Consider the following 25749-nt stretch of genomic DNA (forward strand, 5'->3'; position numbering starts at 1 on the left):
ACCATTCCGGAGGTGCTGACCATCCAGGAACTGGCCGACAAGATGAAAGTGGTTCCTTCTGTGATCGTGAAGAAACTGTTCATGCAGGGCAAGATCGTTACCGTCAACCAGGAGATCGATTACGAAACCGCGGAAGAGATCGCGCTGGAGTTCGATATCCTCTGTGAGAAAGAAGAAGTGGTTGACGTGATCGAGGAGCTTCTGAAAGAGGACGAGGAGGACGAGAAGAAGATGAAGAAGCGTCCTCCGGTAGTCTGCGTCATGGGTCATGTTGACCATGGTAAGACCTCCCTTCTGGACGCCATCCGCCACACCAACGTGATCGGCGGCGAGGCCGGCGGTATCACCCAGCATATCGGCGCCTATGTGGTAGAGAAGAACGGGGAGAAGATCACCTTCCTGGATACCCCGGGACACGAGGCGTTTACCGCCATGCGTATGCGTGGAGCCAGCTCCACCGATATCGCCATCCTGGTGGTAGCGGCGGACGACGGCGTGATGCCCCAGACCGTGGAAGCCATCAACCATGCCAAAGCGGCAGGGGTTGAGATTATTGTGGCAGTCAATAAGATCGATAAGCCAAGCGCCAATGTAGAGCGGGTAAAACAGGAACTGACCGAGTATGAGCTGATCCCGGAAGACTGGGGCGGAAGCACCATCTTTGTCCCGGTATCCGCGAAGACCGGAGAAGGCCTGGAGGATCTGATGGAGATGATCCTTCTGACGGCGGAGGTCCTGGAGTTAAAAGCCAATCCGAACCGCCGGGCAAGAGGTCTTGTGCTGGAGGCAGAGCTGGATAAAGGAAGAGGCCCGGTAGCCACCGTACTGGTGCAGAAGGGAACTCTGCGCGTCGGAGATGCGGTAGCGGCCGGCGCAGCCCACGGAAAAGTCCGGGCAATGATGGACGACAAGGGACGCCGGGTGAAAGAAGCCGGCCCCTCCATGCCTGTGGAGATCCTGGGTCTCAACGACGTGCCAAACGCCGGCGAAGTGCTGGTAGGCTGCGGCAATGACAAAGAGGCCAGAAGCTTTGCGGAGACCTTTATCTCCCAGAGTAAGGTAAAACTTCTGGAAGAGACAAAATCCAAGCTTTCCCTGGACGATCTGTTTACCCAGATCCAGGAGGGCAACCTGAAAGAGCTTGGCATTGTAGTAAAAGCGGACGTACAGGGATCTGTGGAAGCCATCAAGCAGAGCCTTGTGAAACTGTCCAACGACGAAGTGGTAGTCAAGATCATCCATGGCGGCGTAGGCGCCATCAACGAGTCGGACGTCAGCCTGGCATCCGCCTCCAACGCCATCATCATCGGATTCAACGTGCGTCCGGATGCGACGGCCAAGGAGACTGCAGAGCGGGAAGGCGTGGATATCCGTCTCTACCGGGTGATCTACAACGCCATCGAAGATGTGGAAGCAGCCATGAAGGGAATGCTGGATCCGGTATTCGAAGAGAAGGTGCTGGGCCATGCGGAAGTGCGGCAGCTGTTCAAGGCTTCCGGCGTGGGAACCATCGCCGGGTCCTACGTGCTGGACGGAACCTTCGAGCGGGACTGCTCCGCCCGGATCATCCGGGACGGCATTGTGGTCTACGAAGGATCCCTTGCTTCCCTGAAGCGGTTTAAAGACGACGTAAAAGAAGTGCGCGCAGGATATGAGTGTGGATTTGTATTCAACAATTTCAACGACGTGAAGGAAGGCGATCAGGTAGAGGCCTACAAGATGGTGGAAGTACCGAGATAACGCCCTTTGCGACGATCCTGCTTTGGAGAGAAAGAAGGAAGAACATTGCGGAAAAGAAGTATTAAGAACACCAGGGTGAATGTGGAAGTCCAGCGGGAATTAAGCAGTATCATCCGGGGAGGCATCAAGGATCCAAGAGTGGCGCCCTGGACCTCCGTGGTTGCCGCGGAGGTAGCGCCGGATCTTAAGACCTGCAAGGCCTATATCAGCGTGCTGGGCGATGAAAAGGCTCAGCAGGAGACCATCAAGGGTCTGACAAGCGCGGAAGGTTATATCCGCCGGGAACTGGCCCGGACGCTGAACCTGCGCAACACCCCGGAGATCCGGTTCATACTGGACCAGTCCATTGAATATGGTGTAAATATGTCTAAGAAGATAGAAGAAGTAACCGGCGGCATGGAGGCGGAAGAAGATGTTAGACAGACTGATCAGAGCGGCGAATAAGATCGCCATTGGCGGACACGTGCATCCGGACGGAGACTGTACCGGTTCCTGTATGGGACTGTATCTCTACATTCTGGAGAATTATCCGGAGAAGCAGACAGATATCTATCTGGAGGAGCTCCCGGATTCGTTCCATTTCCTTCAGCGATCCGGTGAGATCCGCCAGGAGCTGTCTGAGGACCGGGACTATGACCTGTTCTGCTGTCTGGATTGCGGAGACAAAGAGCGGCTGGGCTTTTCCGGGGAGCTTTTCGACCGGGCGGCTCATACGCTCTGTGTGGATCATCATATCAGTAATACAAATTTCGGAGAAGAAAATTATGTGGTCCCGGATGCCAGTTCCACCTCAGAACTGATATACAACCTAATGGAGAAGGATAAGATCACCCTTCCCGTGGCAGAGGCGCTGTATCTTGGCATTGTCCATGATACCGGGGTGTTCCAGTATTCCTGCACATCGCCGGCTACCCTGCGGGCGGCGGCGGATCTTTTGGAGAGGGGCGTGGATGCGCCCACGCTGATCCGGAAGACCTTCGTGGAGAAGACCTATGCGCAGAACCAGGTGCTGGGGCGTACGCTGCTGGAGAGTATCCGGTTCATGGGAGGAAAATGTATCGCCTCCTATATTCGTATGCGGGAAATGGAATTCTACGGTGTAAAGCCAAAGGACCTGGAGGGGATCGTAAGCCAGCTCAGGGACACTACCGGCGTGGAAGTGGCCATCTTCATGTATGAGACAAAGCCCAGCGTCTACAAGGTTAGCCTGCGTTCCAACAATCTGGTGGATGTGAGCAAGGTGGCCCAGTATCTGGGGGGCGGCGGCCACAAGAAAGCGGCCGGGTTCACCATGGCCGGGACGCCCCATGACGTGCTGAACAATCTCTCCGGTCTGATCCAGGATCAACTGGAGGAGAAAGCATGATCCATGGCATTTTAAATATTTATAAAGAGAAAGGCTATACCTCCCACGACGTGGTGGCAAAGCTTCGGGGGATCACCGGGCAGCGAAAGATCGGCCATACCGGAACACTGGACCCGGAGGCGGAAGGGGTGCTCCCGGTCTGCCTGGGGCGGGCCACCAAGGTCTGCGATCTTCTGACGGACCGGGATAAGACTTATGAAGCGGTCCTGCTCCTTGGGATCCGCACAGATACCCAGGACGTGACCGGGACTGTGACAGACCGGGGAGACATACAGGGGATCACCAGGGAAATGGTGGAACAGGCGGCGCACAAATACGTAGGTGAATATGACCAGATCCCGCCTATGTACTCTGCCCTGAAGGTAAACGGCAAAAAGCTCTATGAGCTTGCCCGGGAAGGGAAGACCATTGAGCGCAAGGCAAGGCGGGTCCGGATCTATGAGCTGGAGATCCTGGAGGAGGCACTTCCCAGAGTCCGGCTGCGGGTCCGCTGTTCCAAGGGAACCTACATCCGGACCCTGTGCGACGATATCGGCGCGGACCTGGGTTGTTACGGCTGTATGGAGGCGCTCCTTCGGACAAGTGTGGGGCCTTTTGCCCTGGAGGAAGCCTGCAGGCTTGAAAAGGTGGCATCTGCAGTGAAGGCGGGAGAGCTTGGGAAGATGCTGTGCCCCATTGACCGGCTCTTCGCAGAGTATCCTGCCGTGCAGGTGAAAAAAGGCTGGGAGAAGCTGGCCTATAATGGAAATGGATTAAAACGGTCGATGACCGATGGAGACAGGGAGACAAGGGACGGTGCCTGCGTAAGGATCTATGACGCAGGCGGAAATTTCCTTGCCCTGTACCGCTATCACAGAGAAGCGGAAGAATATACAACAGTAAAAATGTTTTGCGGCAGCTGAAGGGAAGGATTATGGAATACTTAAAAGGACTGGAACATTATACAGATACCGGCAGATCCGCAGTTACATTCGGCAAATTTGACGGGCTTCACCTGGGGCACCAGACGCTGACCCGGCAGGTGGCCCGGTTCAAGGAAGAAGAGAAGGTCAAAGGTGTGGTCTGTGCCTTCGATATGAAGAGGGAAGACATCCTGATGACCAAGCGGGAACGCGCCGAGCACCTGGCAGACACTATGGATTACCTGGTGGAATGTCCCTTTTCGGAGGAGTTCCGGAAGATGAGCGGGGAAGATTTTATCCGCAAGGTGATCTGCGGGGTGTTTCACGCAAAGTATGTTGTAGTGGGGACGGATTTTCATTTTGGATACGGACAGGGCGGCGACGCCAATATGCTGGAAGCCTGTGCGGCGACTTACGGCTATGAGGCGGTGGTCCTGGAGAAGGAGCGGTATCGGGGACGGATCATCAGCAGTACTTACATCAAGGAACTGATGGCTGCAGGAGAGATCGCGCTGGCAGACCGGCTCCTGGGATACCCCTACGGGATCGAAGGCGTGGTGGAGCACGGGAAGCAGCTGGGAAGGACGCTGGGATTTCCCACCTTTAACGTGACCTGGCCGCAGGAGAAGATCGCACCTCCGCGGGGCGTTTACTACAGCCGTATCTGGGTGGACGGGACCGGGTATGCCGGCATCACCAATGTGGGGGTCAAGCCTACAGTCACAACAGAAGGGAAACTGCTGGCGGAGAGCTTCCTCTTTGACTATGAGGGCAGCGCTTACGACAAGGAAGTGCGGATCGAGCTTCTGGATTTTGCCCGTCCGGAAGAGAAATTCGCCGGCGTTCAGGAGATGAAGGCTCAGATTGACCGGGATATCGCCGGCGGCCGGGAATATTTTGCCCGGGGAGAAGGAAGCGCCTATTTTTTGTAAAAAAGGGTTGAAGCGGCACGGATACCTGTGCTATACTGTGCTGGTGGAAAGCCGGCGTTCGGTAATCGGACACTCCGACCATTGCTTAATGCCAGGCGTTTAACAGAGAATAAAGGAGGAGACAAGACATGATCACAAAAGAGATGAAAGAAAAGATCATCGCTGAGTATGGAAGAAGCGAGGGAGACACAGGTTCACCGGAGGTTCAGGTAGCTATCCTGACCGCAAGGATCAACGATCTGACCGAGCACTTCAAGAACAATCCGAAGGATCATCACTCCAGAAGAGGACTTCTGAAGATGGTAGGACAGAGAAGAGGCCTTCTTGCATACCTGAGAAAGATCGACATCGAGAGATATCGTTCTCTGATCGAGAGACTTGGACTGAGAAAATAATCTGCTCAGACAGAAGACGGGGGAAATTGAAATTTCCCCCGTCTTTAATTGCGTTATCGGAGCAAATATGATACAATGAATAAGATTATGGGCAGGGAGAGCTCCCGAGACCACTGAAAAGCGCATTTTCCGCGGCAAAGTGCTTTTTTCAGTAGTTTCGGACTCCCTTCCCTTAAGAATAAACGATAAAGGAGACCGATATGTACAAAAAGTATGAAATGGAACTGGCCGGCAGAACTCTGCGCGTTGACGTGGACAGAGTGGCAAAGCAGGCAAACGGCGCGGTGCTGATGCATTACGGTGATACCACTGTTCTGTGTACGGCCACCGCTTCTGAAAAACCAAGAGAGGGGATCGATTTCTTCCCCTTAAGCGTGGAGTACAACGAGCGTCTGTACTCGGTAGGCAAGATCCCGGGAGGATTCAACAAAAGAGAGGGAAAAGCGTCTGAGAACGCCATCCTGACCTGCCGTGTCATCGACCGTCCCATGCGGCCGCTGTTCCCCAAGGATTACCGCAATGACGTTACCCTGGAGAACCTGGTGTTGTCTGTAGACCAGGACTGCTCCCCGGAGCTTACCGCCATGCTGGGAGCGGCCATCGCCACCACCATCTCTGACATTCCGTTTGACGGCCCCATCTCTTCCACTCAGGTAGGCCTGGTAGACGGAGAGCTGGTGTTCAACCCGACGGCAGCCCAGAGAGAGGTATCCACACTTTCGCTGACGGTTGCCTCCACCAGGGAGAAGGTGATCATGATCGAGGCGGGTGCACAGGAAGTGCCGGAGCAGCAGATGATCGACGCCATCTTCGCGGCCCATGAGCTGAACCAGAAGGTGATCGCGTTCATCGATACCATCGTGGCAGAGTGCGGCAAGCCCAAACATGAATATGAGAGCTGCGCGGTTCCGGAGGAACTGTTTGAGGCGATCAGGGAGATCGTTCCTCCCGCACAGATGGAAGAAGCGGTATTTACCGATGAGAAGCAGATAAGAGAAGAGAATATCCGCCAGATCACAGAGAAGCTGACCGAGGCCTTCGCGGAGAAGGAAGAGTGGCTGGAAGTGCTGGGCGAGGCGGTTTACCAGTATCAGAAGAAGACGGTGCGCAAGATGATCCTGAAGGACCACAAGCGTCCGGACGGCAGAGCCATCGATCAGATCCGTCCGCTGGCAGCGGAAGTAGACCTGATCCCCAGAGTTCACGGTTCTGCTATGTTTACCCGTGGACAGACCCAGATCTGCACCATTACTACACTGGCGCCTCTGTCTGAGGCACAGCGGCTGGACGGACTGGATGAGGCTGAGACCTCCAAGCGGTATATGCACCACTACAATTTCCCGTCCTACTCCGTAGGCGAGACCAGACCTTCCAGAGGTCCGGGACGCCGTGAGATCGGACACGGGGCTCTGGCAGAGCGGGCGCTTCTTCCGGTGTTGCCAGGTGAGAGCGAGTTCCCATATGCGATCCGTACCGTATCAGAGACCTTTGAGTCCAACGGATCCACTTCTCAGGCAAGTGTGTGCGCTTCTTCCATGTCGCTGATGGCGGCAGGCGTGCCCATCAAGACTGCAGTGGCTGGAATCTCCACCGGACTGGTGACTGGAGACACCGACGATGATTATCTGGTGCTGACGGATATCCAGGGACTGGAAGACTTCTTTGGAGATATGGACTTCAAGGTGGCAGGTACTCACGAGGGTATCACCGCCATCCAGATGGATATCAAGATCCACGGACTGACCCGTCCGATCATTGAGGAAGCCATCGCGGCGGCAAGAAAGGCCAGATTCTACATCCTGGACGAAGTGATGGCCAAGACCATCGCCGAGCCGAGACCGGAGGTAGGACCTTACGCGCCGAAGATCATCCAGATGCAGATCGATCCCCAGAAGATCGGCGATGTGGTTGGCCAGAGAGGCAAGACCATCAACGCCATCATCGAGCAGACCGGCGTGAAGATCGACATTGAGGACGACGGCTCTGTATCCATCTGCGGCACAGAGGCAGAGGCCATGGAAGAGGCAAGAAAGCTGATCCATATCATTGTCACCGACTTTGAGGCCGGACAGGTGCTGGAAGGAAAGGTTGTCAGCATCAAAGAGTTTGGAGCTTTCCTGGAGTTCGCTCCGGGCAAGGAGGGGATGGTACACATCTCCAAGCTGGCCAAGGAGAGAGTCAATCATGTGGAAGACGTGCTGACACTGGGAGACGTGGTCAAGGTGGTATGCCTTGGCAAGGACAAGATGGGAAGATTCTCCTTCAGTATGAAAGACGTGGCGAAATAAATTGTTTTAGAACCCCGTAACCGTGTAAGGCGGATACGGGGTTTTTGCCAAAGGGGAAACTTAAGGAGAAAAAACGATGAAAGCATATGAGAGATTTTTAAAGTATGTAAGTGTCTGGACCACAAGTGACGAGACCAGCGAGACCGTTCCGTCCACGGAGAGACAGTTTGATCTGGGCAGGCTCCTTGTGCAGGAGTTGAAAGACATAGGGGTTGAAAAAGTGGAGCTTAACGACATGTGTTATCTCTACGCGGAGATCCCGGCTACTCCCGGCTATGAGGATCAGCCGGCCATCGGCCTGATCGCCCATATGGATACCGTGATGGATTTCTCCGGAAAGGACATCCATCCTCAGATTATCGAGAATTACAATGGAGAGGATGTGAAGCTTGGAGACAGCGGAAGAGTACTTTCTGTCAAGGAGTTCCCGCATCTGAAGAACATGAAGGGCCGCACGCTTATTACGACGGACGGGACCACGCTTCTGGGGGCGGACGACAAGGCGGGTATAGCGGAGATCATCACAGTGGCAGAGGAGATCCTGAAGGAGGATATCCCCCATGGAAAGATCTGTATCGGCTTTACCCCGGATGAGGAGATCGCAAGGGGCGCGAAGCATTTTGATGTAGAACGCTTTGGCGCGGACTTCGCCTATACGCTGGACGGCGACATCGAAGGAGAGATCCAGTTTGAGAATTTCAACGCATCTACGGCGTATTTTACGATCCACGGTGTGAATGTGCACACAGGGAGCGCGAAAGACATCCTGGTGAATTCCCAGCTCATCGGTATGGAGATCCAGTCCATGCTGCCGGACGAGCGGCCGGAGACAACGGAAGGGTATGAAGGCTTCTTCCATCTGATGGCTTTTAACGGAAATACGGAGAAGACGCAGATGCGCTATTTAGTCCGTGAACACAACAGCGAGAAGTTTAAAAAGCGTCATGAGACGCTGCGCCGGATCCAGGAAGAAATGAACAAGAAGTACGGCGAGGGAACGGTAGAGCTGGAGATTGTGGAGTCTTACTACAATATGAGAGAGAAGATCGAGCCCTGTATGCATCTGGTGGACACTGCCAGGAAGGCCATTGAAAAAGCAGGACTTACGCCGGATGTATCTCCGGTGCGCGGCGGTACGGACGGAGCGAGACTCAGCTTCAAAGGCCTGCCCTGCCCGAACCTTGGAACCGGCGGCTCTGCATTCCATGGCCCCTTTGAACACATTACAGTGGAGGGGATGGATCTGGTAGTGGGCATTGTCAGGGATATCCTGAAGAGTTACGCTGCATATAAGGAGAAATAGATATGGAAATGTATAGAGAAGATATACAGGGACTGCTCTCTTTTCTGGCGGACAGTCCCACTGCTTTCCACACGGTGGACAATTTTGCCCGCATGCTTAGAGAGCATGGCTTCCAGCTGCTTTCAGAACGGGAGGGCTGGAATATCCAACCAGGCGGGGCATACTATACCGTGCGAAACGGATCTAGCATCATTGCTTTCCGGATCGGATCCTCGCTGGAGGATTACAGTTTTAAGATTGCGGTGTCCCACAGTGATTTTCCCACATTCAAGCTGAAGGAGAAAGCGGAGCTTTCGGTAAAGGATCACTATGTGAAGCTCAACACAGAAGGGTATGGGAGTATCCTGTGTACCACCTGGATGGACAGGCCTCTTTCACTGGCCGGGCGCGCCATCCTGCGGGATAAGGATGGTTTCCGGGAGGCGCTTGTGAAGATCGACCGGGATCTGGTGCTGATCCCAAGCGTGGCCATCCACATGAACCGGGAGGTTAACGAGAAGTGCGCCATTAACAGGCAGGTGGATATGCTCCCGTTATTTGCGGGGAAAGCCTCTGATATGGAAGGGGCTGTAAGGCAGATGGTGGCAGAGGAGCTGGGGACAGGACCGGAAGAGATCATGGGGATGGATCTTTATCTCTACAACCGGATGAGACCTTCCATCTGGGGGAGAGAAGGCGAGTTTATCTCAGCGCCTCATCTGGATGACCTGCAGAGCGCTTACACATCTTTTGCCGGATTCCTGAAAGGGGCTGACCAGCGCGCGGTCAATGTGTTTGCCTGCTTTGACAATGAGGAAGTGGGATCTAATACGAAACAAGGCGCCGGATCTACGTTCCTTAAGGATGTGCTGGATCGGATCAATGACGGCCTGGGGAAAACGGCGGAAGAACTGCGCTGCGCAGTGGCTTCCAGCTTCATGGTCAGCTGCGATAACGCCCACGCGGTACATCCGAACCATCCGGAGAAGACGGATGAGAATAATTGTGTCTATCTGAATGAGGGTGTGGTTGTGAAGTCCCATGCCGGGCAGCAGTATACAAGTGATGCGGTCAGTATCGCCTTGTGGAAGGGGATCTGTGAAAAGGCAGGGATCCCGGTTCAGTTCTTTGCCAATCGCTCTGATATGCGAGGCGGCAGTACCCTGGGCAATATCGCCATGTCCCAGGTGTCCATGAATGCAGTGGATATCGGACTTCCCCAGCTTTCTATGCACTCAGCCTATGAGACGGCAGGCGCGCGGGACTGCGCCTATATGATCCGGGCTGTCAAAGCGTTCTTTGACAGCGGGATCCGTGAATATACGATTCGCCGGTAAGAAACTGACAGTCGATGACGCAGATCTCGCTCTTGGTCCCTACCCGCATGTTGGGCCCGAATACTCCTACACCGGAGGTGACGATGCTGTGCATTCCGTCCTTTTCCAGGTAACCACAGGAGTTTTCCCACACCATGCTTACGATCAGATTGGCGGGGAAGAGCTGTCCGTCGTGGGTGTGGCCGGAGAGATCCAGGTCTGCCCCTGCCGCAGCCAGTTCGGAAAGTTCGTCCGGCTCGTGATCCAGGACCAGGATGGGTTTCGTCTGATCCAGGCCTTCTGTCAGCTGCTGGGGCGTCATGCGCTTCTGGATCCCCCGTCCCGGCCGTTCCCGGTCCGCCCGGCCAATGAGATAGAAGGCGTCGTCGATCAGCAGGGTTTCATCCTGCATAAGCTGAATATTGGAATCTGCAAGGAAAGCGTCCATCCGCGGGTCGCTTTCCTTTTTTTCGTCTGAGGGGAAGGTGAAGCCGGCCAGGATCTTCTCCTGGATGTCGTGGTTGCCGTAGCAGGCGTAAGTACCGTACCGGCTCCTGATCTGGCGCAGGGTGGCGGAGATGGTCTCCGGGTCCTCTACCGCGTCAAAATCATTGTCGAAGAAATCTCCGGCGATCACCACCAGATCCGGGTCTGCGGCGTTGATCTTCTCAACCATCCGCTTCATCTGGTCATTTCCCATGTTGTAGCCAAGATGCAGGTCCGCCGCCAGGACGATCCGCAGGGAGGAAAGATCCTGACAGGATTTGTCCACCGTCACCTCATAATGGGTGGTGCGGATATTGCGGGCGTTAACATAGCCCAGGACGGACAGGGAGAGGATCAGGAGAATGCAAAAAGCCCCGGAGGTGACGAAGACCTTCCGGGAGGACAGTTTCTCCTTTGGCACCTTCACCAGATATTTTAATACCAGGCGGATCAGATCCGCCGCCGCGACGATCAGCAGGATGTAACAGCAGCTTCCGAACCACAGGTTGGAGAGGGCGTAGAGCCACCGGGCAGGCCACAGGAAGGCCAGCAGGATGGACAGGGCCAGGAAGGCGTAGAGGAAGAGCACAACGCCCCGCAGCAGTGGTTTTTGAAAATACCGGGTACAGGAAGACATCCACCGGATCAGCCAGCGGAAGATATAGAAATTAAATAACAGGTAAAAGGGCGCCAGAAAAACAGCCAGCATATAGAACCTCCTTTATCAGCCGTAAAAATCGATCACTGGGATTGTAACATATTCAGGCATAAATGAAAACCCGCGTCATATATTGATGTAGAAAGAGGTGGACAAAGATGAAGGAGAAGCAGATCTTAAATGTCCTGCCGGGGACAGTCCGGCGCCAGGTGGAAAGAGAGGAACTTCGTTATGATCTTCTCCAGGAGATCCGCCTGAGAGTAGGACAGCCGCTGATCCTGATCTACCGGGGAGAAGAGAGGATCCCGGGACAGAAGCGGGGCAGGCCCTATCAGGTAACCCGGGAGGATATCCGGGAAATGCTGGAGTATGTGAGCAATTATTCCCTGTATGCATACGAGGAAGAGATGCGGCAGGGATTTATCACTATTGAAGGAGGACACAGGATCGGAATGGCAGGACAGGCAATCATGGAAGAAGGAAAAGTGAAGAATCTGAGGTACATTTCCTCTGTCAACGTCCGTCTGTCCCATGAAGTGCTGGGGTGCGCGGATCCGGTTTTTCCCCATATCACGGCGAATAAGCGGCTTTTCCACACATTGATCGTGTCTCCGCCCCGCTGCGGCAAGACCACCCTTCTAAGAGATATTGTGCGGCAGGTCTCCGGGGGCAATCAATATGTCAGAGGCATGTCGGTGGGGGTGGTGGACGAACGCTCTGAGATCGGCGGCTGCTACCAGGGAGTGGCCCAGAATCATCTGGGGATGCGCACCGATATCCTGGACGCCTGCCCGAAAGCGGAGGGAATGCTGATGCTGATCCGTTCCATGGGACCCCAGGTGATCGCGGTGGACGAGATCGGCACGGGGGAAGATGTACATGCCATCGAGTATGCCATGCACTGCGGCTGCAAGATGCTGGTGACGGTTCACGGGGAATCCATGGAGGAGCTGAAGAAGAAGCCCCTCTTTGGAGAGATGATCGCGAAGAAGCGGTTTGAGCGGTACATTGTCCTTGGCCGTAAGACGCGGGTGGGGGAGGTGAAGGGGGTCTACGATGCCCGGGGCACTCTTCTCTATGTGGAAGGGAGCCTGCCGTGATCCGGCTTGCCGGGGCGGCGCTGGTAGTGGGGGCAGCGGCGCTGATGGGAGAAGTGAAGGCAGGAGAGGTCCGGGAACAATATACCCGGCTGCTGGGCCTGCAGCGGGTGATCTGTTCCCTTCAGGGGGAGATGGGTTATGCCAGGTCCCATCTGGGAGAGATCTTCGCCCGGATCGGCGCGCAGGAGGAAGAGCCTTACAAAAGCTGGCTCCTGGAGCTGAGCCGGGAACTGGAGCGGCGAAAAAGCGGGACCTTCCACAGGATCTGGGAGGAAAGCATTAAGAGACATCTTAAAGACATCCGTCTTCCGACAAGAGAACTGGACCGGCTGAAAAGCCTGGGACTGGAGCTTGGAAGCGCAGATCTGAAACTGCAGCTTCGCACCATGGAGCTCTATCTGGAGCAGCTTACCAGAACCCTGGAAGAAACGAGAGAAGAGATGAGGACCAGGGTAAGGCTGTGCCGGTGCCTTGGCGTGATGGGCGGGATATTTGTGGCAGTCCTGCTGTTGTAAGAGGAGGCGTTCATGAGTGTAAACCTGATATTTAAGATCGCGGCGGTGGGGATCCTGGTCTCTGTACTGAGCCAGGTGCTCAAACACAGCGGCCGGGAGGAGCAGGCATTTCTGACAAGCCTTGCCGGGCTTTTACTGGTGTTGTTCTGGATCGTGCCCTATATCTATGACCTGTTCCAGGCGATCCAGAGTCTGTTTTCCCTGTAGAAGGACCGGGTGTAAAGAGAAACGATGGAAAAGGGGGCGGACAGGATATGAGTATCATACAGGCAGGGATCCTTGGCGTGGCCGGTGTTCTCCTGGCCGTTCAGTTCAAGGGAGGGAAAGCAGAATACGGGATCTACATCAGTGTGGCTTTAAGTATTCTGATCTTCCTGGGGATCCTGGGACAGCTTCAGGTGATCACAGAAGCCATCGCAAGGATCGGCGGATATATCCGTCTGGACGGGGCCTATATAGGGACGCTGATCAAGATGCTGGGGGTCACCTATATCGCCGAGTTTTCTTCCGGGATCTGCAGGGACGCCGGATATCAGACCATTGCCCAGCAGATCGAGATCTTCGGGAAGCTTACGATCCTGGTCTTAAGTCTGCCGGTGCTTCTGGCCCTGCTGGAGACCATCGGGGAGTTCCTGTCATGAGGGGGAGGAGGCTCTGGCTGTTTTTTCTTGTGCTTCTTGTGGCCTTTTTGTGCCGGGGGGCGTCCGCCCGGGCCATGGAGCCGGAGGAACTGGAAGAGGAGCAGCTGGAACAATATGATTATGGCGAGATCGACGAGGCTTTGGAGGAATTGTTCCCGGAGGAGCGGCTGGATTTCGGGGAGACGCTGGGGGAGGTGCTGTCGGGGGACGTGGCTGTTTCTGCCGGCCTTCTCAACAGGCTGGTGTATGACCAGTTTTTTTACGCCCTGGGAAGCTGCCGGGAGAATCTGGGACACATTCTTCTGATCGCTGTGATTGCCGCGGTGTTTTCCAACTTCTCCGGAGTGTTCCAGAGCCGGCAGATCTCGGAGATCAGCTTCTATCTCCTTTACCTTCTTCTGGTGGCTCTGTGCCTTAATTCCTTCCAGGCGGTGCTGGACTGGGTGGGAGAGGGAGTGGAAGCCCTGACCACATTCATGGGGGTCTTCTGCCCGGTCTATTTCCTGGCGGTGGCAGTGGCCAAGGGGAGTGTGACGGCGGTGGCCTTCTACAACCTGGTGCTTTTCCTGATCTACCTGGCCCAGATGGTGATCGCAGGATTTCTGCTGCCGGTGATCCACATCTACTTTATTGTCCAGGTGCTGAATTTCCTCTCCAGGGAGGATTATTTAAGCAAGCTGGCAGGGGTCCTGCACATGGGAGTGTCCTGGGCCTTGAAGACGGTGCTGGCCTGTGTGGTGGGGCTCAACGTGATCCAGGGCCTGATAAGCCCGGCGGTGGACTCGGTAAAACGAAGCGCCCTGACCCGCGGGGTGGAAGCGATCCCGGGGGTGGGGGACGCCATCGGCGGAGTCACGGAAGTGGCCCTTGGGACAGCGGTGCTGGTGAAAAACGGCATCGGGGTGACCGGGGCGGTGATCTGCGTGGCTCTCTGTGTGGTGCCCCTTGTCCAGATCGGTTGTATCGCCCTTCTCTATAAACTGGCGGCGGCCCTGATCCAGCCGGTGTCAGACCAGCGGGTGGCAGGGTGCATCGAAAGTGTGGGCGACGGGTGCCGGCTTTTGATGCGGGTGGTGTTCACCACCGGACTTTTGTTCCTTCTGACCATTGTGGTGGTGGCGGCTCTGACCAGCCTGTGAGGAAAGGAGAGGAGAAAAGATGTTTGCCTATCTGTATGAATGGATCCGCAATGTGGCCTTCTACCTGGTGCTGGTGACGGCGCTCCTCCATGTGCTGCCCCGGTCCGGCTATCAGAAATATATCCGGTTTTTCACCGGGCTGGTGCTGATCCTTTTAGTCCTGGCGCCGGTGCTTAAGCTGTTCCAGATGGAAGAGGAGCTGCGGGATGCATACCGGGACGATTCCTGGCTGGAACAGTTGGAAGAGATCAAGGGAGTGGAGGAGATTCAGGTTGGAGATCATTGAGAAACTGAGGCAGAAGAAGTGGAAGAAGGATCAGATCCTGATCCTGTTCCTGGCAGGCGTCCTTTTGCTGGTCATCGCGCTGCCGGTTCGGGAACCAGAAGAGAAGGGGGAAGGGCAGGGGGCACAAAACATGCAGATCTCTTCTTCCGGGGACAGAGATTATGCCGGGTACCTGGAAGGGCGGCTGGAGGAAGTGCTCTCTCAGATGGCGGGAGCCGGGGATGTGACGGCCATGGTCACTTTAGCTTCCTCCGGGGAGAAGGTGGTGGAAAAGGATCTGGAGAAGGGGTCTGAGACGGTGACAGAATCTGACGGCCAGGGCGGGACCCGGACCACCGGAAGCGCCACCAGCGCCCAGACCGCCGTTTATGCAGAGTCAGAGGGACAGGGGCAGCAGCCCTATGTGAGCAAGGAGATGGCGCCGGAAGTGGAAGGGGTGGTGATCCTGGCTCAGGGCGGGGACGACCCGGTGGTAGAACAAGAGATTACCCAGGCGGTTCAGGCATTATTCGGGATAGACACGCATAAGATTAGGATAATGAAGAAGCAATAAATCTATGGCCAGGAGGGAAGAGAAAGAGTGAAACGGATATTTAAGAAGAATCAGATCATCATCGCGGCGCTGGCGGTTATGATCGCAGCGGCGGGATACCTGAATTATTCCGGGAGACTGTTTTCCGGGGAGGACGACGCCCAGGAGGCGAACGCGGACCTGGCAAGCCAGGAGCTTCTGGACATCTCTGAGGAAGATCTGGCAAGCGCTTCCGGGGATATTGAGAGCCAGGATTCCGAGGCGGAAGACGGGAGCGTAGAGGGAACGCCTGGCGAGGCAGTGCTGACCAGCGGGGAAGTAAGCGGGGTGGTGGCGGAAGCCAAGGTGACCCGGGAGCAGGTGCGGGCGAAGAACAAGGAATCCCTGCTGGAGATCATCGACAACGAGAACTTAAGCGATGAGCAGAAGCAGGAGGCGGTGAACCAGATGGTGGCCATGACGGAGATCGCCGAGAAGGAAGCGGCGGCGGAGACTCTGCTTGCTTCCAAAGGCTTCAGCGAAGCAGTGGTAAGCCTTACAGATGAGTCGGCGGACGTGGTGGTGAACGCGGCGGAGTTAAGCGATGCCAACCGGGCCCAGATCGAGGATATCGTGACCCGCAAGACCGGGGTGGCGGCGGAGAATGTGGTGATCACGCCGGTGAACGCACAGGGAGAAGAAGCAAAATAGTTTTGGTTGAGGAACAAAGGCGCTTGTGCTATACTGTTTAAAGTGCGTTTAGAATGGATATCATATGGGTAGGAGTGTACGGTTATGGATCAGATAAAAAGCGAACTGAAAAACCAGATTGAAAAGCGGCGGACCTTTGCCATCATTTCCCATCCGGATGCGGGAAAGACCACGCTGACGGAGAAGTTTCTGCTGTACGGCGGCGCCATCAACCAGGCAGGAAGCGTGAAGGGCAAGGCGACCGCCCGCCACGCGGTGTCGGACTGGATGGAGATCGAGAAGGAACGAGGGATCTCGGTTACTTCTTCCGTGCTCCAGTTCAACTACGGGGGATACTGCATCAATATCCTGGACACTCCGGGACATCAGGATTTCTCCGAGGATACTTACCGGACGCTGATGGCGGCGGATTCGGCGGTGATGGTCATCGACGCCTCCAAGGGTGTGGAGGCCCAGACCCGCAAATTATTCAAAGTATGTACCATGCGCCACATTCCCATTTTCACCTTCATCAACAAGATGGACCGGGAGGCTATGGATACCTTTGAACTTCTGGACGATATTGAGACAGAGCTGGGGATCGCTACCTGCCCCATCAACTGGCCCATCGGCTCGGGCAAAGAGTTCCGGGGCGTGTACGACCGGGAGACCAGGCAGGTGGAGATCTTCTCCGATACCCACAAGGGAACTACCCAGGGAGAAGTGAAGAAAGTGGACATCAATGATCCGGAGATCTCCTGGCTCATCACCGACTCCCAGCGGGTCCAGCTGGAGGAGGAGATCGAACTGCAGGATGGGGCAGGGGCAGCCTTTGACCAGGAACTGGTAAGTAAGGGAAAGCTGTCCCCGGTCTTCTTTGGGTCGGCGCTTACCAATTTCGGTGTGGAGACCTTCCTGCAGCATTTCCTTAAGATGACCACATCCCCCCTTCCCCGGATGTCGGACAAGGGGCTTATCGATCCTATGGAAGAACCGGATTTCTCCGCTTTTGTCTTCAAGATCCAGGCCAATATGAACAAGGCCCACCGGGACCGGATCGCCTTCATGCGCATCTGCTCCGGCGAGTTCGAGGCAGGCATGGATGTATGGCATATGCAGGGAGGCAAGAAGGTGCGCCTCTCCCAGCCCCAGCAGCTGATGGCCAGCGAGCGGAAGCTGGTGGAGCGGGCCTGCGCCGGGGACATTATTGGGGTGTTTGATCCGGGAATCTTCTCCATCGGAGATACGTTGACCGCCAGCGGGGACCGGTTTGCCTATGAGGGGATCCCCACCTTCGCGCCGGAGCATTTCGCCAGAGTCCGGCAGGTGGATACCATGAAGCGGAAGCAGTTCATCAAGGGCATCAGCCAGATCGCCCAGGAGGGCGCCATCCAGATCTTCCAGGAATACAATACCGGCATGGAGGAGATCATCGTGGGCGTTGTGGGCGTGCTCCAGTTTGATGTGCTGAAGTACCGGTTGGAAAATGAATATAAAGTGGAGATCCGGCTGGATAATCTGCCCTATGAGTACATCCGGTGGATCGGCAACGAGGAGATCGATATGGACAGGCTTACCGGCACTTCAGATATGAAGAAGGTAAAGGATCTGAAAGGGCGTCCCCTTCTTCTGTTTGTCAACGAGTGGAGCATCCGGATGACCCAGGAGCGTAATGATGGGCTGATACTGGAAGAATTCGGCAGATAGCTTGTAAACACAGGGCAAATTTGATATAATTACAAGAAGTGTAAAACCAGACAGGAGGTTACCGCAATGGGAAAAGAAGAAAGAAACGCATATACGATAAAGACGGACGAGAATCTTGGAGAGGTTAAGATCGCGGACGAAGTGGTGGCCATCATCGCAGGCCTTGCGGCGATGGAGGTAGAAGGTGTAGCTTCCATGGCGGGGAACGCCACCCGTGAACTGATCAGCAAGTTGGGGATGAAGTCCCTGTCCAAGGGCGTCAAAGTGGATGTGCTGGAGGGGATCGTGACCGTATCTCTGGCGCTGAACCTGAAGTACGGCTACCAGATCAAGGACATCACCAGCCAGGTGCAGGAGAAGGTGAAGGCGGCCATTGAGAACATGACCGGCCTGGAAGTGGCTGATGTAAATATCCGCGTCGCCGGAGTGGACGTGCCGGAGGAAGCATAAGTGAAGCGGACAGAACTAAGAGAGCATATCTTCAAGATGATCTTTGGACTGGAGTTTAACGAAGAGACGGAGATGCCCGAGCAGATGCGGCTTTATTTCGATCAGCTTGAAGACGCCAGAGAAGAAGACTTGGAATACATTCAGACAAAGGCAGAGAAGATCGCCGGGAAGACAGAAGAGATCGACGCTTTGATCAACGCCCATACCAAAGGCTGGAAGACCAGCCGGATGAACAAGGTGGATCTTACCATCTTAAGGCTGGCCGTCTATGAGATGAAGTGGGATGAGGACGTGCCGGTGGGCGTGGCCATCGACGAGGCTGTGGAGCTGGCGAAAAAATACAGTGGTTCTGACGGGCCTTCGTTTGTCAACGGAGTGCTGGCCAAACTGACGGAGTAAATTCGGGGTGGACCATGGCGCAGAATGTCTATACGGTAAAGCAGGTCAATGCCTACATCAAGAATATGTTCACGCAGGACTATATGCTTGGCCGGATCTATGTCAAGGGCGAGGTGTCCAACTGTAAGTACCACACCTCGGGCCATATATATTTCTCACTGAAAGATGAGTCTGGAACGATTGCCTGTGTCATGTTCGCCGGGCAGCGCGGCGGACTCTCTTTTCGTATGCAGGAAGGGCAGCAGGTGATCGTGTTCGGCGGGGTGAGCGTCTATGAGAGGAGCGGTTCCTATCAGCTCTATGCAAGAGAGATCCGCCTTGACGGGGAAGGGATCCTCTTCGAACGGTTCCAGGCGCTGAAGCGGGAACTGGAAGAGATGGGGATGTTCGCTCCTGAGTACAAGAAGCCCATCCCGGCCTACGCCTCCAGGATCGGCGTGGTGACCGCGCCCACCGGGGCGGCGGTTCGTGACATTATCAATGTCTCCCGGCGGAGGAATCCATATGTGCAGTTGATCCTGTATCCGGCCCAGGTGCAGGGGGAAGGGGCCAAAGAAAGCATCGTCCGGGGCATCGCCATGCTGGACCGGATGGGGGTGGACGTGATCATCGTGGGAAGAGGCGGCGGATCCATGGAAGATCTGTGGGCCTTCAATGAGGAAGAGGTGGCCCGGGCCATCTTTGACTGCTCTACGCCGGTGATCTCGGCGGTGGGCCATGAGACGGACACCACTATCTCAGATTTTGTGGCGGATCTGCGGGCGCCTACCCCTTCCGCGGCGGCGGAGCTTGCGGTCTATGATCTGGGAATGACCATGGAGCGGATGCGGGAGCTGGAAGGAAGGATGGGGCGGATCCTCAGACAGAGGGTGGAACTGTGGAGGAGCCGGCTTAAGGCAGAGGCCATCCGGCTGGAGCATCTCCATCCCAGAACGAGGATCGCGGACTACCGGCAGCGGCTGATGGATCTGGAGGATCAGATGAGGACCAGGGCGTGCAGGACGCTTCTTGTGACCCGCCACCGAATGGAACTGTATGTAGAGCGGATGAAGGCGCTGTCCCCGCTGGAGAAGCTGAATCAGGGATATGCCTATGTCCGGACGCAAGACGGAAAGGCGCTGAGAAGTATTCATAAGACCCGGCAGGGAGACGTGCTGGAGATCTGTGTGACAGACGGCAGCATCCGGGCGGAAGTCCTGGAGAAGAAGGAGGAGCACCGTGGCTGAGAAGAACGAAGAAATGAAACAGGAAGAGACGCTGGACCAGACCTTTGGACGCCTGGAGGAACTGGTGGGCAGGATGGAGGCGGAAGACATCTCTCTGGAGGAGAGCTTCGCCCTCTACCACAAGGGAATGGACCTGTTGAAGTCCTGTAACGATAAGATTGATAAGATTGAGAAGAAAATGCTGATATTGGATGAAGAAGGAGAGACCCATGAGTTCGAACAGTGATTTTGGAAGGCAGCAAAAGGAGAAGGTGCAGGAGATCGAGGAGATCCTGCAGACCTTTCTTCCTGCGGAAGAGGGATACCAGAAGGGGATCATGGAGGCCATGAACTACAGCCTTATGGCAGGAGGCAAACGGCTGCGTCCCATGCTGATGCAGGAGACCCACCGGCTGTTCGGCGGGGATTCCCCTGCCCTTGCGCCTTTTATGGCGGCCATGGAGATGATACATACCTATTCCCTGGTGCATGATGACCTTCCGGCCATGGATAACGACGATTACCGCAGGGGCAGGCTGACCACCTGGAGAGTCTACGGAGAGGATATGGGGATCCTTGCCGGGGACGCTCTTTTGAACTATGCTTTTGAGACGGCCTTTCAGGCATTTTCCCTGGCTCCGGAGGAGACCTCTTCCATCGGGAGAGCCCTGCAGGTGCTGGGAGAGAAAGCGGGGATCCGCGGGATGATCGGCGGTCAGGTCATTGATGTGGGCAAGACCGGCCAGGCGGTGGAGAAGGAAGTGCTGGACACTATCTATGAACTGAAGACCGGGGCGCTTATCGAGGCGTCCATGATGGTGGGCGCCATCCTGGCAGGCGCATCCGAAGAGGAGATAAAGACGGTGGAAAAGATCGCTTCCTGCGTGGGACTGGCCTTCCAGATCCAGGACGATATCCTGGATGTGACCAGCACCCCGGAAGTGCTTGGCAAGCCGGTGCACAGTGACGAGAAAAATGAGAAGACCACTTATGTGACGCTGATGGGAGCCGGTGAGGCGGCCAGGATCGTGGAGGAGCGCTCCAATGAGGCCATCCGGCTTCTTAACACCCTTCCGGGGGAGAATCCCTATCTTGCGCAGCTTTTGGTACAGCTGATCCACAGGGACCGATAAAAAGGAGTGTCTGATATGCTGGAGCGGATACAAAAGGAAAATGATATCAAGAACTTAAGCGGGGAAGAACTGGAGATCCTTGCAGAGGAGATCCGGCAGTTCCTGGTGGAGAAGGTGAGCAGGACCGGAGGGCATCTGGCCTCCAACCTGGGTGTGGTGGAGCTGACCATGGCCCTTCATCTGATGTTCGACCTTCCCCAGGATAAGATCATCTGGGATGTGGGACATCAATCCTACACCCACAAGCTTCTCACCGGGAGAAAAGAGGGGTTTGACGACCTGCGGCGCTACGGGGGGATGAGCGGGTTCCCCAAGCGCAAGGAAAGCCCCTGCGACGCTTTTGATACCGGACACAGTTCTACTTCCATCTCAGCCGGGCTGGGACTTGTGGCTGCCCGGGATCTTAAGGGAGAGGACTACCGGGTCATCTCTGTGATCGGGGACGGCTCTCTGACCGGGGGAATGGCTTATGAAGCTCTTAATAACGCCGCTCATCTGAAGACGAATTTTATCATTGTACTCAATGACAACCATATGTCTATCTCAGAAAATGTGGGGGGGATGTCCCGGTATCTGGCCAAACTGCGGACGGCGGATATCTACACCGGCCTTAAGAAAGGCGTGACCAATACCCTTCACAGCATCCCGGTGATCGGGGATCCTCTCATCGAGAAGATCCGCAAGACCAAGAGCAGTATTAAGCAGCTGGTGGTGCCGGGAATGTTTTTCGAAGACATGGGGATCACTTACCTGGGACCTGTGCCGGGACATAACCTGTCCCTTTTGTGCCGGGCCCTTCGGGAGGCCAGCAAGATCGACGGTCCGGTGCTCCTTCATGTGCTGACCCGGAAGGGCAAGGGGTACGCCCCTGCGGAGCAGGCGCCGGACAAGTTCCACGGTATCGGCCCCTTCGATATAGCCACCGGGGAAGTCTGTTCTTCGGGAGAGAAAAAAGACAGCTACACAGATGTGTTTGGCAAGGTCCTGTGCGATGAGGCCAGAAGGGATCCGAAGATCGCGGCCATCACCGCGGCTATGGCGGACGGCACCGGGCTGTCCCGGTTCCGCCGGATGTTCCCGGATCGATTCTTTGACGTGGGGATCGCGGAGGAACATGCAGTGACCTTTGCCGCCGGGCTGGCGGCGGGAGGGATGAAGCCGGTGTTCGCCGTCTATTCCTCCTTCCTGCAAAGAGGCTATGACCAGCTGATCCATGACGTGGGCCTGCAGAACCTGCCGGTGGTGCTGGCAGTGGACCGGGCCGGGCTGGTGGGAAGCGACGGGGAGACCCATCAGGGGATCTTCGACCTGTCCTACCTGGGAAGCATTCCTAATATGACCATCCTGTCCCCCAAGAACAAGTGGGAACTGGCGGACATGCTCAGATTCGCCCTGGCTTTTGAAGGGCCTGTGGCGCTGCGCTATCCCAGAGGGACTGCGTACGACGGATACCGGGAGTTCCGGGCGCCGGTGGTCTATGGAAAGAGCGAGATGATCCGGGAAGAGAAAGACATCGCTCTGGTAAGCGTGGGACACATGTTTGAGACAGCTGCGGCGGTGCGGGACATGCTGAAGGAGAAAGGATATTCCTGTACCCTTGTGAACGCCCGGTTTGTGAAGCCCCTGGATGAGGAGATGTTTGTGGAACTTTCCAGGACCCATGACCTGATCGGGGTGATCGAGGAGAATGTGCCCTGTGGAAGCTTTGGGGAGCGGGTCCTTGCGTTTGCATGTAAGCGCGGCCTTAAGGCCAGGATCCTGCCTTTGTCTCTGCCGGATGATTATGTGGAGCACGGCAGTGTGGAGATCCTGCGCCGGGAGACAGGGCTTGATCCGGAATCCCTGACAAAGCGGATCCTGGAAGCATATAAGGAGTTATAGAAGATGAAAGAACGTTTGGATGTACTGCTGGTGAAGCGGAATCTGGCAGCCTCCCGGGAGAAGGCCAAGGCGGTGATCATGGCCGGGAACGTCTATGTGGACGGCCAGAAGGAAGACAAACCGGGGACAACCTTCAAAGAAGAATGCAAGATCGAGGTGCGGGGGCATACCCTTCCCTATGTGAGCCGGGGAGGGCTGAAACTGGAGAAGGCCCTGAACCATTTTGATCTTTCGGTGGAGGGGAAGGTGTGCACCGACGTGGGTTCCTCCACCGGCGGGTTCACGGACTGTATGCTCCAGAACGGGGCCAGGAAGGTTTACGCCATCGATGTGGGGAGAGGCCAGCTGGACTGGAAGCTGCGCCAGGACGACCGGGTGGTGTGCATGGAGAAGACCAACATCCGCTATGTGACGCCGGAAGACATCGGGGAGCCGGTAGAATTTTCCTCCATCGACGTTTCCTTTATCTCCCTGACTAAAGTGCTGCTGCCCATCCGGGAGTATCTCACCGGGGACGGTGAGATCGTGGCGCTGATCAAGCCTCAGTTTGAGGCGGGCCGGGAGAAGGTGGGGAAGAAGGGCGTGGTGCGCGAGCCTGCCACCCACCGGGAAGTGATCCAGAAAGTGGCGGATTACGCCTGCTCCATCGGCTTTGACGTACTGGAGCTGGAATTTTCCCCCATCCGGGGACCGGAGGGGAACATCGAATATCTGGTCCATCTGAAGAAATGCGGCAGAGAGACCGGGACACAGGCCGGGAATGTAGACATCCGGGGGACGGTGGAGCAGGCCTTCACCGCATTGGCCAAAGAATAGGGAGAGAGACATGGAACATTTTCTGATCGTGACAAATGACGGAAAGGACGCGGACGGCCGTGTGACGGCAAAAGTGAAGCAGCTTCTTACCGACGCGGGAAAGACCTGCGTTCTCTGTGAGAAGGACGGGGACAAGAAGATCATCCGGGAGAAGATCCCTGAGAAGATCGACTGCGCCGTGGTCATCGGCGGGGATGGAAGCCTTATCGAGGTGGCCCGGTTCCTGCACGGAAGGAATATCCCGGTGCTGGGGATCAACATGGGGACGCTTGGGTATCTCACCGAGGTGGAAGTCAACCACATCGAGGACGCCTTCGCCCAGATCCTTGAGGGGGATTATACCCTGGAAGACCGGATGATGCTGGAGGGAACCCTTCAGGACGGAAGGAAGGATATTTCCTTAAATGATATCGTGGTATCCAGGAAGACGGAGATCCGGCTGATCCATTTCCGGATCTATGTGAACGGGGAGCTTCTGAATACCTACGAGGCGGATGGCGTGATCATTTCCACGCCCACCGGCTCCACGGCATATAATCTGTCCGCCGGAGGGCCTATCGTAGAACCCACGGCATCCATGATCGTGATCACTCCCATCTGTCCCCACGCGCTGAACACCAGCAGTATCGTGCTCTCTGCAGAGGACGAGATCGTGATCGAGATCGCAGAGGGACGCCATGACGCGGTGGAAGAAGCCATGGTGGCCTTCGACGGGGCGGACACCCTGCCGCTGGTGACAGGAGACAGAGTAACCATTCGAAGAGCCGGAGCTTCCACCAGGCTCATGCGCCTTAGCAGGATCAGTTTTCTGGAGATGCTGCGCAGAAAGATGAAAGGAAATTAGGACATGAAAGTAAACCGACACGCAAAGATCATCGAACTGATCAACAAACACCAGATCGAGACCCAGGAAGAGCTGGCGGCCTATCTGAATCAGGAAGGATTCAAGGTGACCCAGGCTACCGTGTCCCGGGATATCCGGGATCTGAAGCTGACCAAGGTGCCGGCGGAAGACGGCAAACAGTTCTATGCAGTCCACCAGAGCGGAGACGGGGAAATGGGCGAGAAATACATCCGGGTGCTCCGGGAAGGATTCCTGTCCATGGATATGGCCCAGAATATCCTGGTGATCAAGACGGTAACCGGGATGGCCAACGCGGTCTGCGTGGCCATTGACGCCATGAACTGGCCGGAGGTGGTGGGAAGCATCGCCGGGGACGACACCATCATGTGCGCCATCCGCAGTGTGGAGGATACCATAAAGGTGATGGATAAGATCGGCAAGATCGTCTGACGGGAGGCAGTATGTTACGGAGTTTACATGTGAAGAATCTGGCCCTCATCGATGAGATCGAAGTAGAGTTCGGCGAGGGCCTGAATATCCTGACCGGTGAGACCGGGGCGGGCAAGTCCATCATCCTGGGGTCTGTGAATCTGGCCCTGGGCGGCAGATATACCAGGGACATCATCCGCGACGGGGCGGATTACGGGTTTGTAGAACTTACCTTTGAGATCCGGGATCCCGGGCAGATCGAGAGACTTAAAGCCCTGGATGTATTTCCGGAGGAAGGGATGGTGGTCTTAAGCCGCCGGCTGATGGAAGGCAGGAGTGTGAGCAGGATCAACGGGGAGACGGTGACCATGGGACTTCTGCGGGAAGTGTCCGCCGTCCTCATCGACATCCACGGCCAGCATGAACATCAGTCTCTGCTGTATAAGAAAAACCATCTGGAGATCCTGGATGCCTTCGCTCGGGAGGAAGGGGCCGGCTGCCGGCAGGCAGTGCAGGAAGCCTACCGGGATTACCGGGCCTGTGAGAAAGAGCTGGAGGAAGTCTCTATGGACGAGTCCCAGCGGGCCAAAGAGATGGCATTTCTGGAATTCGAGGTGGAGGAGATCGAGAAGGCGGCG

At 55.9% G+C, this 25749-nt stretch carries 29 protein-coding genes; 28 read left to right on the forward strand and 1 reads right to left on the reverse strand.

The window, feature by feature from the left end:
* The 9 genes from infB to ACML7B_RS00785 all read left to right on the forward strand — a co-directional run.
* Positions 1–1740 (forward strand): translation initiation factor IF-2 (gene infB, locus ACML7B_RS00745; protein WP_418538856.1); only part of this gene is annotated, 1740 nt, incomplete at its 5' end.
* A 45-nt stretch (positions 1741–1785) separates the two neighbouring features.
* Positions 1786–2184: a 30S ribosome-binding factor RbfA gene (gene rbfA, locus ACML7B_RS00750; protein WP_106788483.1), complete on the forward strand. Its 399-nt coding sequence runs from the start codon at positions 1786–1788 to the stop codon at positions 2182–2184.
* On the forward strand, positions 2153–3106 hold the full coding sequence (locus tag ACML7B_RS00755; protein ID WP_346708572.1) for a bifunctional oligoribonuclease/PAP phosphatase NrnA: 954 nt from the start codon (positions 2153–2155) through the stop codon (positions 3104–3106). Before rbfA ends, ACML7B_RS00755 begins: the two co-directional genes overlap by 32 nt.
* Complete coding sequence (truB, locus tag ACML7B_RS00760; protein ID WP_418538858.1) at positions 3103–4008, forward strand: tRNA pseudouridine(55) synthase TruB; 906 nt, start codon at positions 3103–3105, stop codon at positions 4006–4008. The genes ACML7B_RS00755 and truB overlap by 4 nt, the downstream gene beginning before the upstream one ends.
* Before the next feature lie 11 nt (positions 4009–4019).
* On the forward strand, positions 4020–4940 hold the full coding sequence (ribF, locus tag ACML7B_RS00765) for a riboflavin biosynthesis protein RibF (RefSeq protein ID WP_346708570.1): 921 nt from the start codon (positions 4020–4022) through the stop codon (positions 4938–4940).
* A gap of 128 nt (positions 4941–5068) precedes the next feature.
* Positions 5069–5335 carry a 30S ribosomal protein S15 gene (gene rpsO / locus ACML7B_RS00770; RefSeq protein WP_106788478.1) on the forward strand — a complete coding sequence of 89 codons (267 nt, stop codon included), beginning with the start codon at positions 5069–5071 and terminating at the stop codon, positions 5333–5335.
* A gap of 200 nt (positions 5336–5535) precedes the next feature.
* Entirely contained in the window at positions 5536–7623 is a 2088-nt protein-coding gene (locus ACML7B_RS00775; RefSeq protein ID WP_418538861.1) for a polyribonucleotide nucleotidyltransferase, read from the forward strand.
* Positions 7624–7699: 76 nt separating this feature from the next.
* Positions 7700–8926, forward strand: a complete 1227-nt coding sequence (gene pepT / locus ACML7B_RS00780; protein ID WP_418538863.1) for a peptidase T — start codon at positions 7700–7702, stop codon at positions 8924–8926.
* An 8-nt stretch (positions 8927–8934) separates the two neighbouring features.
* Positions 8935–10242, forward strand: a complete 1308-nt coding sequence (locus ACML7B_RS00785) for a M18 family aminopeptidase (RefSeq protein ID WP_418538892.1) — start codon at positions 8935–8937, stop codon at positions 10240–10242.
* Here the strand turns inward: ACML7B_RS00785 and ACML7B_RS00790 are convergent.
* The gene (locus ACML7B_RS00790) at positions 10193–11416 is read right to left on the reverse strand and encodes a metallophosphoesterase (protein WP_418538865.1); all 1224 of its coding nucleotides are present in this window, start codon (positions 11414–11416) and stop codon (positions 10193–10195) included. The genes ACML7B_RS00785 and ACML7B_RS00790 overlap by 50 nt on opposite strands.
* Positions 11417–11523: 107 nt before the next feature.
* On the opposite strand from ACML7B_RS00790, the gene spoIIIAA reads away from it, so the two are divergent.
* The 19 genes from spoIIIAA to ACML7B_RS00885 all read left to right on the forward strand — a co-directional run.
* Positions 11524–12465 carry a stage III sporulation protein AA gene (gene spoIIIAA, locus ACML7B_RS00795; protein WP_418538868.1) on the forward strand — a complete coding sequence of 314 codons (942 nt, stop codon included), beginning with the start codon at positions 11524–11526 and terminating at the stop codon, positions 12463–12465.
* Positions 12462–12980, forward strand: a complete 519-nt coding sequence (locus tag ACML7B_RS00800; protein WP_418538870.1) for a hypothetical protein — start codon at positions 12462–12464, stop codon at positions 12978–12980. The genes spoIIIAA and ACML7B_RS00800 overlap by 4 nt, the downstream gene beginning before the upstream one ends.
* 12 nt (positions 12981–12992) lie before the next feature.
* On the forward strand, positions 12993–13187 hold the full coding sequence (gene spoIIIAC, locus ACML7B_RS00805; RefSeq protein ID WP_106788471.1) for a stage III sporulation protein AC: 195 nt from the start codon (positions 12993–12995) through the stop codon (positions 13185–13187).
* Positions 13188–13234: 47 nt separating this feature from the next.
* On the forward strand, positions 13235–13621 hold the full coding sequence (locus ACML7B_RS00810; protein WP_346708563.1) for a SpoIIIAC/SpoIIIAD family protein: 387 nt from the start codon (positions 13235–13237) through the stop codon (positions 13619–13621).
* Positions 13618–14760, forward strand: a complete 1143-nt coding sequence (locus ACML7B_RS00815; RefSeq protein WP_346708562.1) for a stage III sporulation protein AE — start codon at positions 13618–13620, stop codon at positions 14758–14760. The genes ACML7B_RS00810 and ACML7B_RS00815 overlap by 4 nt, the downstream gene beginning before the upstream one ends.
* Positions 14761–14779: 19 nt before the next feature.
* Positions 14780–15046: a stage III sporulation protein AF gene (locus ACML7B_RS00820; protein ID WP_346708561.1), complete on the forward strand. Its 267-nt coding sequence runs from the start codon at positions 14780–14782 to the stop codon at positions 15044–15046.
* Complete coding sequence (locus ACML7B_RS00825; RefSeq protein ID WP_418538874.1) at positions 15033–15599, forward strand: stage III sporulation protein AG; 567 nt, start codon at positions 15033–15035, stop codon at positions 15597–15599. Before ACML7B_RS00820 ends, ACML7B_RS00825 begins: the two co-directional genes overlap by 14 nt.
* A gap of 27 nt (positions 15600–15626) precedes the next feature.
* Positions 15627–16268 (forward strand): SpoIIIAH-like family protein, encoded by a 642-nt coding sequence (locus ACML7B_RS00830; protein ID WP_346708559.1) that lies wholly within the window; start codon positions 15627–15629, stop codon positions 16266–16268.
* Between the two features lie 84 nt (positions 16269–16352).
* Positions 16353–17954, forward strand: coding sequence for a peptide chain release factor 3 (locus ACML7B_RS00835; RefSeq protein ID WP_346708558.1), 1602 nt, complete (start codon positions 16353–16355; stop codon positions 17952–17954).
* Between the two features lie 66 nt (positions 17955–18020).
* Entirely contained in the window at positions 18021–18404 is a 384-nt protein-coding gene (locus tag ACML7B_RS00840) for an Asp23/Gls24 family envelope stress response protein (RefSeq protein WP_106788462.1), read from the forward strand.
* On the forward strand, positions 18405–18803 hold the full coding sequence (nusB, locus tag ACML7B_RS00845; protein WP_106788461.1) for a transcription antitermination factor NusB: 399 nt from the start codon (positions 18405–18407) through the stop codon (positions 18801–18803).
* A 14-nt stretch (positions 18804–18817) separates the two neighbouring features.
* Positions 18818–20029: an exodeoxyribonuclease VII large subunit gene (gene xseA / locus ACML7B_RS00850; protein ID WP_418538878.1), complete on the forward strand. Its 1212-nt coding sequence runs from the start codon at positions 18818–18820 to the stop codon at positions 20027–20029.
* Positions 20022–20255, forward strand: a complete 234-nt coding sequence (xseB, locus tag ACML7B_RS00855; RefSeq protein ID WP_341456713.1) for an exodeoxyribonuclease VII small subunit — start codon at positions 20022–20024, stop codon at positions 20253–20255. The genes xseA and xseB overlap by 8 nt, the downstream gene beginning before the upstream one ends.
* The gene (locus ACML7B_RS00860; protein ID WP_418538881.1) at positions 20239–21141 is read left to right on the forward strand and encodes a polyprenyl synthetase family protein; all 903 of its coding nucleotides are present in this window, start codon (positions 20239–20241) and stop codon (positions 21139–21141) included. The genes xseB and ACML7B_RS00860 overlap by 17 nt, the downstream gene beginning before the upstream one ends.
* Before the next feature lie 15 nt (positions 21142–21156).
* Complete coding sequence (gene dxs, locus ACML7B_RS00865; protein ID WP_418538883.1) at positions 21157–23022, forward strand: 1-deoxy-D-xylulose-5-phosphate synthase; 1866 nt, start codon at positions 21157–21159, stop codon at positions 23020–23022.
* 3 nt (positions 23023–23025) lie between these two features.
* On the forward strand, positions 23026–23838 hold the full coding sequence (locus ACML7B_RS00870) for a TlyA family RNA methyltransferase (RefSeq protein ID WP_346708554.1): 813 nt from the start codon (positions 23026–23028) through the stop codon (positions 23836–23838).
* A gap of 10 nt (positions 23839–23848) precedes the next feature.
* A complete protein-coding gene (locus ACML7B_RS00875) occupies positions 23849–24682 on the forward strand; it encodes an NAD(+)/NADH kinase (protein ID WP_346708553.1) in 834 nt (277 codons plus the stop codon).
* A 3-nt stretch (positions 24683–24685) separates the two neighbouring features.
* Entirely contained in the window at positions 24686–25132 is a 447-nt protein-coding gene (gene argR / locus ACML7B_RS00880; protein ID WP_418538886.1) for an arginine repressor, read from the forward strand.
* An 11-nt stretch (positions 25133–25143) separates the two neighbouring features.
* On the forward strand, positions 25144–25749 hold a 606-nt coding region (locus tag ACML7B_RS00885), incomplete at its 3' end, for an AAA family ATPase (RefSeq protein ID WP_418538889.1).

Source organism: Massilistercora timonensis (assembly GCF_048354975.1).
Taxonomy (GTDB): domain Bacteria; phylum Bacillota; class Clostridia; order Lachnospirales; family Lachnospiraceae; genus Massilistercora; species Massilistercora timonensis.

Bases quoted from the DNA above. Each gene is read 5' to 3' on its own strand.
- ACML7B_RS00755 (WP_346708572.1), top strand. From the start codon at position 2,153: ATGTTAGACAGACTGATCAGAGCGGCGAATAAGATCGCCATTGGCGGA.
- truB (WP_418538858.1), top strand. From the start codon at position 3,103: ATGATCCATGGCATTTTAAATATTTATAAAGAGAAAGGCTATACCTCC.
- ribF (WP_346708570.1), top strand. From the start codon at position 4,020: ATGGAATACTTAAAAGGACTGGAACATTATACAGATACCGGCAGATCC.
- rpsO (WP_106788478.1), top strand. From the start codon at position 5,069: ATGATCACAAAAGAGATGAAAGAAAAGATCATCGCTGAGTATGGAAGA.
- ACML7B_RS00775 (WP_418538861.1), top strand. From the start codon at position 5,536: ATGTACAAAAAGTATGAAATGGAACTGGCCGGCAGAACTCTGCGCGTT.
- pepT (WP_418538863.1), top strand. From the start codon at position 7,700: ATGAAAGCATATGAGAGATTTTTAAAGTATGTAAGTGTCTGGACCACA.
- ACML7B_RS00785 (WP_418538892.1), top strand. From the start codon at position 8,935: ATGTATAGAGAAGATATACAGGGACTGCTCTCTTTTCTGGCGGACAGT.
- ACML7B_RS00790 (WP_418538865.1), bottom strand. From the start codon at position 11,416: ATGCTGGCTGTTTTTCTGGCGCCCTTTTACCTGTTATTTAATTTCTAT.
- spoIIIAA (WP_418538868.1), top strand. From the start codon at position 11,524: ATGAAGGAGAAGCAGATCTTAAATGTCCTGCCGGGGACAGTCCGGCGC.
- spoIIIAC (WP_106788471.1), top strand. From the start codon at position 12,993: ATGAGTGTAAACCTGATATTTAAGATCGCGGCGGTGGGGATCCTGGTC.
- ACML7B_RS00810 (WP_346708563.1), top strand. From the start codon at position 13,235: ATGAGTATCATACAGGCAGGGATCCTTGGCGTGGCCGGTGTTCTCCTG.
- ACML7B_RS00815 (WP_346708562.1), top strand. From the start codon at position 13,618: ATGAGGGGGAGGAGGCTCTGGCTGTTTTTTCTTGTGCTTCTTGTGGCC.
- ACML7B_RS00820 (WP_346708561.1), top strand. From the start codon at position 14,780: ATGTTTGCCTATCTGTATGAATGGATCCGCAATGTGGCCTTCTACCTG.
- ACML7B_RS00835 (WP_346708558.1), top strand. From the start codon at position 16,353: ATGGATCAGATAAAAAGCGAACTGAAAAACCAGATTGAAAAGCGGCGG.
- ACML7B_RS00840 (WP_106788462.1), top strand. From the start codon at position 18,021: ATGGGAAAAGAAGAAAGAAACGCATATACGATAAAGACGGACGAGAAT.
- xseA (WP_418538878.1), top strand. From the start codon at position 18,818: ATGGCGCAGAATGTCTATACGGTAAAGCAGGTCAATGCCTACATCAAG.
- ACML7B_RS00860 (WP_418538881.1), top strand. From the start codon at position 20,239: ATGAGTTCGAACAGTGATTTTGGAAGGCAGCAAAAGGAGAAGGTGCAG.
- dxs (WP_418538883.1), top strand. From the start codon at position 21,157: ATGCTGGAGCGGATACAAAAGGAAAATGATATCAAGAACTTAAGCGGG.
- ACML7B_RS00870 (WP_346708554.1), top strand. From the start codon at position 23,026: ATGAAAGAACGTTTGGATGTACTGCTGGTGAAGCGGAATCTGGCAGCC.
- ACML7B_RS00875 (WP_346708553.1), top strand. From the start codon at position 23,849: ATGGAACATTTTCTGATCGTGACAAATGACGGAAAGGACGCGGACGGC.
- argR (WP_418538886.1), top strand. From the start codon at position 24,686: ATGAAAGTAAACCGACACGCAAAGATCATCGAACTGATCAACAAACAC.